The following is a 12,734-nucleotide window of genomic DNA, read 5'->3' on the forward strand; positions in this document are numbered from 1 at the left end:
ATGGTTGCGACATAAATTCCTGGGTAGTTCTGCCATATCAGGGTTTTGATAACGGTGGGTCAACCGTTTTATCCCCCCAAGTATCCTTACCAGGTAGGACTACCAATTACTGATTACTACCACTAATTATGACAGCTTTTTAACGTATTTATCAACTATTTTGGCGTAACTATTAAGTAAATTGAGACGGTGCTTGCTCAAACAATTTGTGAGTCAACATGGGTAAAAATAAATTATTTATACATTTTATCGTAGTCACTAACATTTACGAAAAAACAAATTTATGAGCGCTGTCGCGCCCAAAAATAAAGCATCGGACAAAAAAATGGAACTATCACAAACCTACACCTATTACTTCAATAGTTTAACCTGCGTCCACCAAACAGAAAACGAACTGTACATCATGGGCAGGGAAACAACAATTGTACTGAATTTTCAACAAACAAGCTATCAAACGCTCGACCAAATAATCCACGCTCTGCGACTTGTGAGGGACAAAAAAATCCAAGACAGAAAGTCAATTCTTGAGCAAGAACTGCTGGCATTAAACTTCCAATTCACTCAAGAAAGCAGCAACCGTAGCAACAACGGCAGCAACAACGACAGCAACAACGGTAGTAGCAACGGCACCAACAAAAACTGCGAGCTAAAAATCGACTGGTAATTCAATTATGCCGGAGAGACAAGTTTGTTTTTCCGGCAGCCGCAAACATCTTTCACCACATTCAAAAATGGCAAACAAAATGGCAGGATACGTGTATCTTCTGCACTTTGAAAAGCCGATATGTTCAACTCATCCAGCCCAACACTACGTCGGCTGGACAAAAGATTTGGACGAAAGGCTTTGGAAACATAAAAAAGGCAGAGGTGCTAAATTTTGCGCCGCTGCCCGAGAACGCGGAATAAACTTTGTCTTGGCAGAATGCTGGGTTGCAGACAAAAGTTTTGAGAGGAGAATCAAAATGCAAAAAAATCATAAACGTTTTTGCCCTCTTTGCAAAAACTGAAAGGAAAAATCAGCTTTTTTGTAGGAAATGCAATCCCACTAGGATGAAACATAACAGTTTTCAAACATTGTGAGATACAGTTGATCGATTACCTTTTTCCCCATTACCAAGAAGCCAATTTTCCGGTCTACACCGCTTTCATTAGCTTGCATAAATAGTTGCAACTGGGTGTTAAGTTTCGTACTTAAACTCAACACCCAGTTGTTTGTGCGTAATTCCTGTATCTATTAGACATTTCCCATAACGATTGTGGAACAGGCCCAACGGCCTGTTCATAACTGTCTTTTTGGGAGATATCTATTGCTTTCGCCAATGCGCCTCAACTCCTCGTCCCCGACATTCCAAACGCCCCGCATCCCTCTCCCGGCGCAATAGACGGCGAATCAAATCAATTCCCACTGTCGGACACCGTTCTTGCAATTCCCTAATCGAGAATTCTTGAGGCAAATTGTTAATTGCATCCAATACGATCGCCGTTTTAGTTCCTTTTGCGGATGTAACATATCCCACCCGCTGCTCAAATTCCCGATAAGCTGACAGCAGCATGACTCCCAAGAAATACTCCCACCAAGGTAATAGGTTGTGCTGCTCTTTATGCCATCCTTGGGAAGATTGGTAAAGCGTATCATAATAGCTTTCCTTAGTTCTCTCCACAATCCGTTCCAAACTAATAAATCGCCCCACCTCATAACCGGCTTTGTATAGCAGCAACAAAGTCAGCAACCTTGCCATCCGCCCGTTTCCATCTAAAAATGGATGAATGCACAAGAAATCCAAAATATAAGTGGGAATCAGCAATAAAGGCTCTATCTCGCCCGATTCCCAGAGGCGATTAAACCGTTCTTGCAGGCGTTCCATTGCCGCAGGAGTAGCATAAGCGGGAGTAGGTTGAAACCTCACCACTTTAGTCCCGTCAGGATAAGTAGCGCTAATTTCATTATCCACTGTTTTCCAGCGCCCGCCTGTATTAACAGCAAATTGGTAAAGGTCACGGTGCAGTTGTAAAATGACACCTGTACTAAAAGGAATGTGGGTATAACTGGTGTGAATTGTAGTTAGCACGTCCCGATAACCCGCAATTTCTTGTTCTGAACGATCGCGCGGCGTTGTTTTTTCTGTTACTAATTTCTTAATCCGTTCTAGCGGCACTGTAATGCCTTCAATGCGGTTAGAAGATTCGGTGCTCTGAATAACCGCAGCTTGGCGCAAAGTACCTAAAACTTGTGGGGCTTGTTGCTTGAATAACTCCTGCTTTCCCTTGTATTCTCCAACTAAGCGAATCGTTTGCACAAGTCTTTGGTTGAGTTGTTGACTTTCAATGAACCCCTCTTCAAATGACAGCATATCTATTTTTTATCCCTTTTAATGAATCCGTTAACATCTAAAATTGCCTTGGTACAACCCGAAAAAATCTGTCATTCACTCTGGATTTTAGCTGAAAATCAAAAATTACAGTTATTACCATAATGATTAACGGTTACGGTTGTGATGAAAGCCGATCGCAAGCAGAACCGACGCCAAATCCAGATAAATAAGTAAGGCGATAGTTGCTTTTAGCCATAGCCCTTGCCTCTGTTGTTGTCCAAGGTTTGACGCTCAGCAAATCGGGTTCAGTTTCCAGTTGCTTTAAATAAGAGCGATCGCCCGTTACAAAGGCGATCGCAATCGCCAAGAACTTGCAACAGCTCAAAGGAGCCTGAACCACCTGCTTTTCAGTAAACCTAACCACAATCCAATTCCACTCTAAGAATAATTGATTGCGGCGCATATCGCTGTCAGCATCGCAGCAGTGAGTGGGCTTCTTAGATTTGCCAGCATAAGGTTCATCAATCTCGACATCAATTCCGAGTCCAGATGGAGTGTGAATTACAGTAAAATCTGCTGAATAGCTCCTCTGAGATGACGGAATTTTAAACTCTGCTGCTTGGACAACTTCCTCGAAATATTGCTGTAAGTATTGCAAAAAGCGCTCTTCGCTCACTCCTTGCCGAGCTTGAGATATGCCTGTCGAACTAACCCGAAGTGACATCAAATCCTTGAGCGATCGATTTCTGGAATCTAACTCAAGTTTTGCGCTTTTTAAACCTGTCTGCAACCCTTCTTTTTCCACCTTAAAACTAGAAAATTCTTGCTGTTTATTCGATGATAAATCTTGATGGGATAATATATTTTGTTGGTTGTACTCAAGAATTTGCTGTTTATACCTGGATAGCAGTTTTTGACGGCAACCAAACACATAACTATAAGCAGCCGCAATTAAACATGAATAAGCAGCTACTACCAACAGCATTTCCCACCACAGCCAACCCCAGGAAATAGCTAACAGCGGAAGTGCGATCGCACCATAGAGCCAAAACACCCAAATTAACCACAGCAACTTGACAGGTAACACCACAGGTGGTTGAGGCGGAGTCAGCAAAACAACAGGTTGCTCGAATTGTTGAGTTTCTTGAAGTTGGGATGAGGTGGCACAATTAGAAGTTGCCTCTGGCAAAGGATATTGATGGCAGAACTGGATTACCACTTTTGGGTAAAAAACTATAGGATAATTCATAACTTTAAATACTCCTTTTTTTAAGAGCGCGGCCGCGCTATTTTTAAGAAAGTTTTTTGAATTGTATGCAAAAAATCACCCTGTCAAACTCACAAAATTTAACTCATTCTCAACCAGTTAGCAAAATTCAAAACGACAAACAAGTCTCTCTTAAATCCGACCCGGAAACAATGGCTGCACTTACTCAAATCGAAGAACGCCGCGATTATTATCACACCTGCATCAACGGAGGATACTAAGCATGAATTTAGCCACAGCGACGCTTGCTCAAAGTTCAACAACTGCGGCTCAACTTTGGCATCAACTAGAGTCAGCAGAAAGCTCAGAAGAAATTGACCAACTGCTGCAATCCCTTTGGCAAACCCAAGAAACCCAGGAACTCGCTGTTGATGCCCATGCCGACTTAGCCGACCAAATTGATGCCGAAATTGCAGGAATTACAGCCCGGATGCAGTATTTGATAGAACTGCATTCAAGAGCTATCAACAAACTCCAGGGGTGGAGAGAGCGGTTAGACCAAACCGTTCTCTACTTCAACGAGTGCGGCGTGTTAACTTCCGAAGTTATTGGCAAACACCGCCGCATTACTGTCAAGGAAAATCCGCCTACCTGTGAAGTTTTGATTGACCCATCTCAACTGCCAGAATCCTATCGTCGAGTCGAAACCAAAACCGTAATTTCTGCCGACAAAAAGGCGATTGCAGACGCTTGGAAACAAGGAATGCCTGTAGATGGCACTAGGGTTTTCCGCAAGCGCAAAGTGGTTTACAGCTTGCTTCCCGGTAACAATTTGCACTCTCTTCAAGCCAACCAGACGCTTGAGAGTCGTTCTTCGGATAAAACGCAGTCCAAAAAACGGCGTTAGTCATCTTTTCAGGTGTCAGCAATGCCTTAATCTGACACCTGAATTATTAGACATATCCGAATTAGACCCCTCGAAATTAGACCCCTCCGAAAAAGAATGTGAAACGCTTGTTTTGTAAGAGCGAAAACTTAATTTCTCTCGATATAGCATTTTTCAGTTAGCTAGGTAATTGGTACAACGTAATTGGTACAAAGTAATGCGTAATGAGGCATGGTAAGGGAGCATGAATCGTCCATGCCGGGCTGGTAGCTAACACGATCGAAAATTACCAATCCTGAAATTAACTATTACCGATTACCGATTACCTATTACCGACCTTGGGAGTTATGAATTTTGAGTTTTGAGTTTTGAGTTTTAAGAGTTTTCTTGGGTGGATCTCATTTTTACAAATATCTTCGTATGGGCGAAGTATTCCGGCAGTAAATCTCTGATTTTCACTAATAAATTGTCTGCCGGAATACTTCGCCCTTGCAAAATTGAGATGCACCCGTTTTCTTTAACTCACAACTCAAAATTAACGCATTCAAAACTCAGGAAGACCCGAAGCGTACCTCATGATACTGAAAATTGCCATATCTATTACAAATCAATCCAGTATTGAGGGTTTTCAACTTGTTCTTCAGTGACATTGAACAACTTTGACGCTCTAGCTTTAATAACCCCGTCAGAATCAAGGCTTAAACCTCCCAACTGCTGACTGTTTTCACCTTCTCCAAAAGCAACGCAGGCAAGTACATCACTATCGCTATCATAGAAATAATCTCGCCGGCTTTCCATAGCCGTAGTTGTGCGAACTACTTTCACTTTTTTTCTCCACATTGGGATTGTCATTCTGATTGTAACACGCTACTTTTTTCTTCTAAACCCCTCCAATTGGAGGGGGTGAATATCACTCAGTAGCAGGAATTTGTGAAGGAACAACCTTGTCAAAATCTGGACTATTACTGTGCGTAAGTCCTAAAAATGTAAAAACTAGGATTCAGGAGCTAATCAATGAGCAGAAGAAAACTTACCCCAGAATATCGCTCCACAGAATGGGTAGCTGGGGAAGGACTAAAAATCCCAGTCTTTGATATGTCCTTGACTGACGGTAGAGCAAAGGGGCGGTACCAAGCTGAATCAGAAGTGCTGCGTAACTCCCTGCTTGAACTGCTTTTTGAACCTGAAGAATTAGCATCCCTAACCATCGTTAAACCCGACCCAGATGATAGCAGTTTCGACCCTCTCAAAAACATCGACTTCGGAGATGGTATTACCAGAAGAGTTGCTTTCAGCTCCGGCAAAAATGTGTACTTTGCAGACAAAGAACTCTCAACCAAACTGTTGAGCGTATTCAAAACTCAACCCGACCACGCCTGTCGCTATGGCTCACTGCTAGTTAGCAGTTGCAACCAAGGAGCCAAATTGTTAGATAGCTCCCTTGACGGCGAAACCTTGCGAGTCAAAATTGTTGATTCTCAAAGCGATGACCCAAGTGAAAAAGCGAAAGCTCATAAGTGGCAAACCGGAGACTGTCACGGTAAAATTTCACCGGCACTAGCCCAACAATTAGGAGGGAATTACAACCGACCTTTTCAATTCAGATTTGCCTGGATGCAGGAATGGAAGCAAGAAGACTGCCACACTCCCGAAATTAGCTTTCTTGCCAAAGGAACGCTGTTGCCTGATGCTAATTTAACCTCCGACTTGGATTATGATATCATTATGGATCGCTCCTCTATCAAAGGAGTTGCTAAAGAGCAATTAGCTGAACTTATCCCCTGTGGCGACTACGAATTTCCCAAAGCTATACTAGGAAATCGAGGCAACGCCAAAGTAACTGAATACGAAAATTCCTGGCAATTTTCGATTTGGTATTCCGAAGCAGCTATTGGGGCTGACATCGCCACACCGACTAAAGTTGAAGCCCAAAAGCTAGCTGACTTGCAAAATAACCGGCTGCAACTTGCCAAATACTTAGTAGAGCAACACGACAAAAAAGCTGCTTTTCAATCCAACTTTCACGAAGACAGCAGCGGATTAGAAGACGAAACAGATGAAAAAGCCCAGCGCAACGAATCCCGACTAATATCAATTTTGAGGAACGACAAACTCGGTCAACTCCTCGACTTTCCCAAAGTCGTCGATTTCATGCAAGAACAACTGGCTAAAAAGTGGAAAGATTTAGCAATTAAGGGAGCAATTCATCACGGTTCAGCAATGGCTCAACCTTGTGAAAACCTCCAACCCGGTACAATTGTTGCGCCTCACTTGCGACACGGCACAGAAGTTATCGTTACCCGATACCCAATTGTCAGTAAAGATAACATCCGCCGCTACACAGTAGACAACAAAAACCATCCTGAATTAACGCAGTACAAAGGGTGCGTTTTCATTCGCTCTGACCAAGCCATGCAGCATCATCAATGTGATTTTGACGGCGATCAATTAGTGATTACGCCTGCTTCCCGAATGCCGAATATCGCCTCTGAAACCAGGCACGCTAATCAAGAGAATGAGTACGATGCAGTTGAAAAGCGAGAGAAAGTTGACTACACTAAAGCTACCGATAGTGATGGCGATCGCAAGTATACCAAATTGCGGCAAATTGCCGTAGCGATCGCCCAAAATAAAATCGGCTGGGTGGCTACCTTAATCGGGAGAGTGCAATCATCAGCAGCAGAACCGGGACAGCCAGAAAGTTTATTCAATCAACAGAAGCGTCAGCTTCTTGGAAAGCTGTTTGATGCCCTGCAAATTGAAGTGGACAGTCCCAAAAGTGCTACTCGCACCGAAGACCACCACCCCACCTTGCTTTCCAAGGCTAAGCAGTGGTCAGAACAGCACCCAAGCTACCTATTTGACTACAAAGACGACCCCAGGCTTTACAAAACCGTACCATTACCTATAGGAGACGGCACCGCTATCAATTGCATTGCTAGGGAGGCTGTTAACCCAGAGTGGGAACCAACTCGTCTAAAAAGCCGCCACCGCGACGAATTTCGCTATCTTTTTGAGTCTCCTTCCGACTTGGATGAACGGGAAAAATGGGAGAAACATTATGTCAGGTGGGCGCAAGATATTAAGGAACGCTATCGAGAAAGGATGGGCGAAATTCACTTGGAGTGCGGCGGCGATTCTAAGGCAATTAAAGAAGCCGTCAGCAAGTTATACGAGAGCTTAAGAGCCGATGTGACCGAAGCTTGGACTGACCCTGAAGAACGGTTTTTAGCTGCTAGTGCTATGTGGCACGTCGAAACCACAAATCCCAACTTAGAAGTCCCTCGCAAAGCTTGTAAGGAACTTTCTCGCCAATTGCTGATTGAATTCACCCTTGAACCTGAGTACGAGCGACTGCACGAAGCAATGCCAAAAGACACTTACGTTCTGAGCGTCCCTTTCGAGGAATTTGAATTGGACGGCAGCGGTAAGACTGTCAGGGATAAGAAGCGACAGCCAGTTGGCAAAGACTTAGCTGGACATTGGAAAGAATTGTTAGACAGCAAAGGTATTAAATATGAAGCAACTTTGCATTCAAGCCTGCCAATGGTCAATTTTGCCTTAATTGAACCCAGCGACAAACTGGTGGGAATTTTTGAAAGAAAGTTTGGCGAAAATGTCAACGACATCGACAGTCTAGACTTAACCTACCGTGATGGTCTTGGCCGCACTAAAGATGTCAGTTCACGCATTGTAGCTCCTGCTGATTATACTTGGCTTGAGTCCCAAAACCAAACACCTAAAGCAGCATTGGTTCTCAATTTGTTTACGGATGAAATTTGCCAGCAATTGCAAACCTTTCAGTTTGACAGAGCTGAACTGATTGGACAGAAGTACAATGACTTGAAAGATGTTGACTTTAGTTCTCCTAAATGGAGGCAGAAAACATTGACTTTTGAGGTGGGTTCTGTTAGCGGTAGCGGTTCGAGGCGCGACGGCAGCCCTATTGTCCTCCTTGACGGACAAGAGCTAGCTATGTTCTCTGCTAATTCACCTAAATTGCCGATCGGCACTACCTTTGAGGCCACTATTGAACCCTCGCCTAAAGGCAGCGCTTTGATCTTAAATATCAACCCTAGTTCCGTGCGGCTAATTGAATCAGTTGAGAAACTTGCAGAAGTCGCGCCAACCCCTTGTCAAGAGCGATCGCTATCCGTACCGGCAACTCCTTGTCAAGGGCGATCGCTTGTATCGCCAATTTCTTGTCAAGAGCGATCGCGTGCGAAGTCCAAGGCGAAGCTAATGAATCGATTTATGAACTGGCGGAAGGATTGCGGGGACTGGTTGAGGATTGGGATTATATCAATGTCCAACAGGTCAGGATGAGTTAGGAGGGATTGAGGATCATCCTTAGTTAGTGGCTGCTGGTTGAACTTTGTCGCCTCCCAGAACGCCTTGTCACGTACAAGGCTATGCAAGGTTTGCACATTCTGTACGTCCGCAGAACAGCCAACCTGTTGTAGCGTTAGCGGACACAAGGCTATAATGGTTAAGGGTTCAAGGTTTACGCAAAAGCAATAAAGATTCGTTGGCGACACGACAGCCCACTCTTGAAAGCTTATTCACCGAAAGGATATGGAGAGCGTACCTTTTACGGAAATGTCACTTTGTAGTGTGAAGTTAGCTCTGTAAAGTTTCAATAAAGACAATGTTAAATAGACAAATAGGTAAGCCTGTTGTACTTGCAACCGTGCTTGCATTCATCTTTGTAACAGCTATTGGTACTTACTGGCTGGCTAGGGGGGGAGTCATTATTCCTTGGAACAGTCGTTTTGCTTGTGAAATTCAACCAGAGCCGACAGGGGATAATTATATTTATGTAGTGACTTATCGCAATGATAATGACAAAAAACCCTGGTTGAAGATAGTTAGAAGTTTTGGTGATGGATGGACACAGAGTAAGCGTTGTGAATCAATTGTAGAACGTTTAGAAAAACTCCGAAAAGATGGGCTGATTCAGTTAACTTACCGTACCGATCCAGCTACACCAAGGCAGTACATAATCTGTGCCAATACCAAGAAAAGTGGACGAGGTTGCGAACTACTCATCACTCTAATGCCTGATGATGATCCTGACAAGACATTGCGTGAGATAGCTGATGCACTTCTATTGAGGAACATTAACTCTGGTGTCTATCAAGGTTCTGATCCTGACTCTCCATCTCCCAAAAGTTCTCTATCAAAGGCGTTAGTCATTGATTTGACCGATAAGTTAGCAATTGAAGACCGAATAGCTGGCAACTAAACTTTTCCACGAAATAAGTCCTTAAATTAAGTTGGATTAAACTAGGTAAAATGACAACACGGAAAGAAAAAATCAATCTAGCTGTAAATATTATAGGTGCCTTATCCGGTACAGGTGGTTTTCTGATTGCCCTAGCCGTCTACATGGGTTGGGTTCCCGTCTCTTTGGTCGTCAAAGAGAGCGATCGCTTCTATTGCGCTCTCCAACCTAGCTCCACTCAAGGGAAGAGAGTTTGGACGGTGATGTATCGATACGATGAAGGGACAAAACCTTGGTTGAAAATAGTTTCTGCACTCGGTGATGACTGGCCACCTGAAAAGCGATGTCGCGAAATTGCAAAACGTTTGGATCAATACCGAGAAGAAGGATTAACTCAGTTGACTTATCAAAATGATCCTAACACACCCAAACAATACGTTATCTGTGCCAAAACCAAAAAAAGTGGTTCTAGTTCTAGTTGTCCCATACTGTTAACACTCAAGCGTGGTACTAACCCTGACTCAATACTTCGAGAAATGGGTGAGGCTCTTCTACCGAAAAACCTTATAACAGTTACACCCCAAAATTCAGAAGGCGAACAGTCATCGATTGAAAAAGGCTTGTCATCTGAACCCTTAGCCATAGATTTGGCTTCCCAACTAGCAGAAAAAGATCGATAGCTAGCAATTTTTCTAATAACCGCAGAGCAATTAATAATTATGAAATTGAGAGCGCTAATCCAAAAAAGTTTACTAGCAGTAGCCGGATTAGGAACATTGGCAGCAGTAATATTTGCTGTCATATTGGTTTTAAATCCCGACCGATTTTATGCTCTTAAAGGACTTGTTCTAATGCTATTAAAACAGAATCATGAAGCTCGTCAAGCTTGCGACAAAGCAATAGAAATTAAGCAAGACTCTGGTCCAGGATGGAGCTGTCAAGTGTGGTTGCCACTGGTATTGGAACAATATAACGACGTGGTTATCAATTCAGAACAGATAATTAAACTGTTTCCTGATGATCCAAACCTTTGGGAGGTTTGGAAGTGGCGAGGATTTGCTTTAATGGAGTTAAAACGGTATGATGAAGCACTGCTCTCCTTAAATCAATCACTTCAGCTCAAGTCTGATGATGCTGACACCCAGTTATTTAACTGTAGAACATTGTATAACTTGCAGCAATATGATGCAGCTCTTCAATCTTGTAATCGCTCGCTAGAGATTAAGGGTTTATATAGTACCTTAGAGTTAAGAAGCTGGATACTTCTTAAACTAAACCGATACGAAGAAGCGCTCTCTTCATGTAACATCGTGATACAAATTAACCCCAACGATTCTAAGACCTGGAATAATCGAGGTATTGCTCTGGAGAATTTGCAGCGATATAACCAAGCTATGCGTTCATTTGAACAAGCAATAAAAATTGACCCCAATAACGAAGTAGCAATCTATAATCGCCAACGATTAAACAAACAATTGAAGTAAACAAATTTTGTATGATGAGCTTGTTCCCCATAATAACATAGGCCGAATCAAAGACATAGCTCTCAGACTGCCCTGAAAGAATGATAATCTTTGGATGTTGTTCTTATTAAATTACACTGTCTTCTCTAAACTAGAAAAGCATTTCTTATTCGAGAACGGCACATATATATGATAATAATAAGGTTGAATGTAAAGCCTATTAAATTTTGGACTGTTATAGGGGATGTAAGAATACTTAAAAACCAAAGAATTGGGTAAATAACTATTTGTCCCATCCAAGCCCATTGCTTCATTCTCCACATACTAATGGCTAATCCCATAAGAACTAATCCCTGAAGAAATAAGAAGAATCCTAAATATTTGAAAACACCTTCTGCATTAAGAGGAAAATTGCTTTGTTGAGCAAAAATTAAACCTAATTTATAAGTAGTAATCCTAAAAGAACCAATACATATAAACAAAACTCCACCCATTATAAGAAAAACAGAGCTAAAAAAATTTAAAATAGCGAGCAAGCTAATACCTAATGGACGATTCATTTTTTTTTAAAGCTAATCAAACACAAAGTCTACTTTTTTTTGCTTAACTAAGTATACAATCATACTTAGCCCTAAACCTAGCATAATATAATTATGTACTAGAGGTCGTGGTGTTAAATCAATGATTTGGAGACAAACATCAATAGCGCTCAAGGCTAAAGCACCTTTCCAGCTCCATTTTTTTCGTTTCCATATACGCGAACTTAACACAATAGAGGATAGACCTAAAACAATATAATACGCTCCTAATCCTCTAAATAAATAGTGGGCATCATAGGGTCCCATATATAAATTTACACCTACTTCTTGCTGAGGAATCTTGAGTATAACAGTAAAACTTAGATGGATTATTGAAGCACCCCAACCAATATAAAAAAAGCCAATGACTAACCGTAAGCCTGCGATAATGACAATACTCAAAGGACGATTCATTTTGTTCTATTTGAACTGACTGCGCTTAAAGAATGTACTATAATACTTGGGAACAGTATCTTTTACGCTTTCTCTGCCAGATGCCCCCAACATATGTTCCATGACTTTCCCGTATTATACACTGTCTTTTTACTTCCGCCATAATACGATCCTTTAGGAAAAAGAGTGATGCGTAGAATAACTTGGTACTGGCTTATTATTCCTGAGCTTGCTGCTTTCTTACTCGTTGGCTGCACTCAGGGAGAGCCTGTTGAAAGGGTAGAACAAAATATAAAGCAGAGTTCGGTCATTATCCAGAGTCAAAAGTTGAATGGGCGAGAGCAACACGGCACGGGCTTTTTTATTCAAGGTACTGAAAATGCTTGTGCAGTTTTGACGGCTGCTCATGTAGTGGCTTCGAGCAAAGATTTAATTCCTAACTCAGACAATAAAACTTCTAAAGCTCTAATCAAGATAAATCTTGAGATTCAAACTTATGACAACAAAGTTTGGCCTGCTTCCAACGTCCAACAGCTACCTAAATTAGACTTAGCAGTGGTCACTTTTTATATCAGGGCTATTTCATTCTAAACAGCTTCTTCAAAACGTCTAGACCATAGCCAGCGAGCCGTTGTGCCTGTGCCATATTTGTTTCTCCAGCTTCTCGATAA

At 42.2% G+C, this 12,734-nt stretch carries 14 protein-coding genes; 9 read left to right on the forward strand and 5 right to left on the reverse strand.

Annotated elements, in window-relative coordinates; all coding sequences use genetic code 11:
• The first annotated feature begins 283 nt into the window (after positions 1-283).
• Both JGK20_RS26525 and JGK20_RS34665 read left to right on the forward strand, forming a co-directional pair.
• Entirely contained in the window at positions 284-664 is a 381-nt protein-coding gene (locus JGK20_RS26525) for a hypothetical protein (protein ID WP_293232702.1), read from the forward strand.
• Between the two features lie 79 nt (positions 665-743).
• Positions 744-1,007, forward strand: coding sequence for a GIY-YIG nuclease family protein (locus tag JGK20_RS34665; RefSeq protein ID WP_366039513.1), 264 nt, complete (start codon positions 744-746; stop codon positions 1,005-1,007).
• Between the two features lie 297 nt (positions 1,008-1,304).
• On the opposite strand, the gene JGK20_RS26530 is transcribed toward JGK20_RS34665, so the two are convergent.
• Together JGK20_RS26530 and JGK20_RS26535 are read right to left on the reverse strand one after the other, a co-directional pair.
• A complete protein-coding gene (locus tag JGK20_RS26530; protein ID WP_293232704.1) occupies positions 1,305-2,351 on the reverse strand; it encodes a Fic family protein in 1,047 nt (348 codons plus the stop codon).
• Between the two features lie 133 nt (positions 2,352-2,484).
• Entirely contained in the window at positions 2,485-3,561 is a 1,077-nt protein-coding gene (locus JGK20_RS26535; protein ID WP_293232706.1) for a hypothetical protein, read from the reverse strand.
• Positions 3,562-3,626: 65 nt separating this feature from the next.
• Here JGK20_RS26535 and JGK20_RS26540 point away from each other — a divergent pair, with 65 nt between their 5' ends.
• Positions 3,627-3,800: a hypothetical protein gene (locus JGK20_RS26540; protein ID WP_293232708.1), complete on the forward strand. Its 174-nt coding sequence runs from the start codon at positions 3,627-3,629 to the stop codon at positions 3,798-3,800.
• A gap of 2 nt (positions 3,801-3,802) precedes the next feature.
• On the forward strand, positions 3,803-4,426 hold the full coding sequence (locus JGK20_RS26545) for a siphovirus Gp157 family protein (protein ID WP_293232710.1): 624 nt from the start codon (positions 3,803-3,805) through the stop codon (positions 4,424-4,426).
• A gap of 579 nt (positions 4,427-5,005) precedes the next feature.
• On the opposite strand, the gene JGK20_RS26550 is transcribed toward JGK20_RS26545, so the two are convergent.
• Entirely contained in the window at positions 5,006-5,230 is a 225-nt protein-coding gene (locus JGK20_RS26550) for a hypothetical protein (RefSeq protein WP_293232712.1), read from the reverse strand.
• A 189-nt stretch (positions 5,231-5,419) separates the two neighbouring features.
• On the opposite strand from JGK20_RS26550, the gene JGK20_RS26555 reads away from it, so the two are divergent.
• The 4 genes from JGK20_RS26555 to JGK20_RS26570 all read left to right on the forward strand — a co-directional run bounded on the left by JGK20_RS26555 (position 5,420) and on the right by JGK20_RS26570 (position 11,113).
• Positions 5,420-8,731, forward strand: a complete 3,312-nt coding sequence (locus JGK20_RS26555; protein WP_293232714.1) for a hypothetical protein — start codon at positions 5,420-5,422, stop codon at positions 8,729-8,731.
• A gap of 322 nt (positions 8,732-9,053) precedes the next feature.
• A complete protein-coding gene (locus JGK20_RS26560; RefSeq protein WP_293232716.1) occupies positions 9,054-9,650 on the forward strand; it encodes a COP23 domain-containing protein in 597 nt (198 codons plus the stop codon).
• A 50-nt stretch (positions 9,651-9,700) separates the two neighbouring features.
• On the forward strand, positions 9,701-10,309 hold the full coding sequence (locus JGK20_RS26565) for a COP23 domain-containing protein (protein WP_293232718.1): 609 nt from the start codon (positions 9,701-9,703) through the stop codon (positions 10,307-10,309).
• A gap of 39 nt (positions 10,310-10,348) precedes the next feature.
• A complete protein-coding gene (locus JGK20_RS26570; protein ID WP_293232720.1) occupies positions 10,349-11,113 on the forward strand; it encodes a tetratricopeptide repeat protein in 765 nt (254 codons plus the stop codon).
• A 125-nt stretch (positions 11,114-11,238) separates the two neighbouring features.
• Here the strand turns inward: JGK20_RS26570 and JGK20_RS26575 are convergent, their stop codons facing one another.
• Together JGK20_RS26575 and JGK20_RS26580 are read right to left on the reverse strand one after the other, a co-directional pair.
• Positions 11,239-11,652 carry a hypothetical protein gene (locus JGK20_RS26575; protein ID WP_293232722.1) on the reverse strand — a complete coding sequence of 138 codons (414 nt, stop codon included), beginning with the start codon at positions 11,650-11,652 and terminating at the stop codon, positions 11,239-11,241.
• Positions 11,653-11,664: 12 nt separating this feature from the next.
• Positions 11,665-12,084 carry a hypothetical protein gene (locus JGK20_RS26580; RefSeq protein WP_293232724.1) on the reverse strand — a complete coding sequence of 140 codons (420 nt, stop codon included), beginning with the start codon at positions 12,082-12,084 and terminating at the stop codon, positions 11,665-11,667.
• 168 nt (positions 12,085-12,252) lie between these two features.
• Here JGK20_RS26580 and JGK20_RS26585 point away from each other — a divergent pair, with 168 nt between their 5' ends.
• Complete coding sequence (locus JGK20_RS26585; protein ID WP_293232726.1) at positions 12,253-12,654, forward strand: hypothetical protein; 402 nt, start codon at positions 12,253-12,255, stop codon at positions 12,652-12,654.
• Positions 12,655-12,734 lie beyond the last annotated feature (80 nt).

Origin of the sequence: Microcoleus sp. PH2017_05_CCC_O_A (assembly GCF_020738785.1) — a bacterium.
Lineage (GTDB): Bacteria > Cyanobacteriota > Cyanobacteriia > Cyanobacteriales > Microcoleaceae > Microcoleus.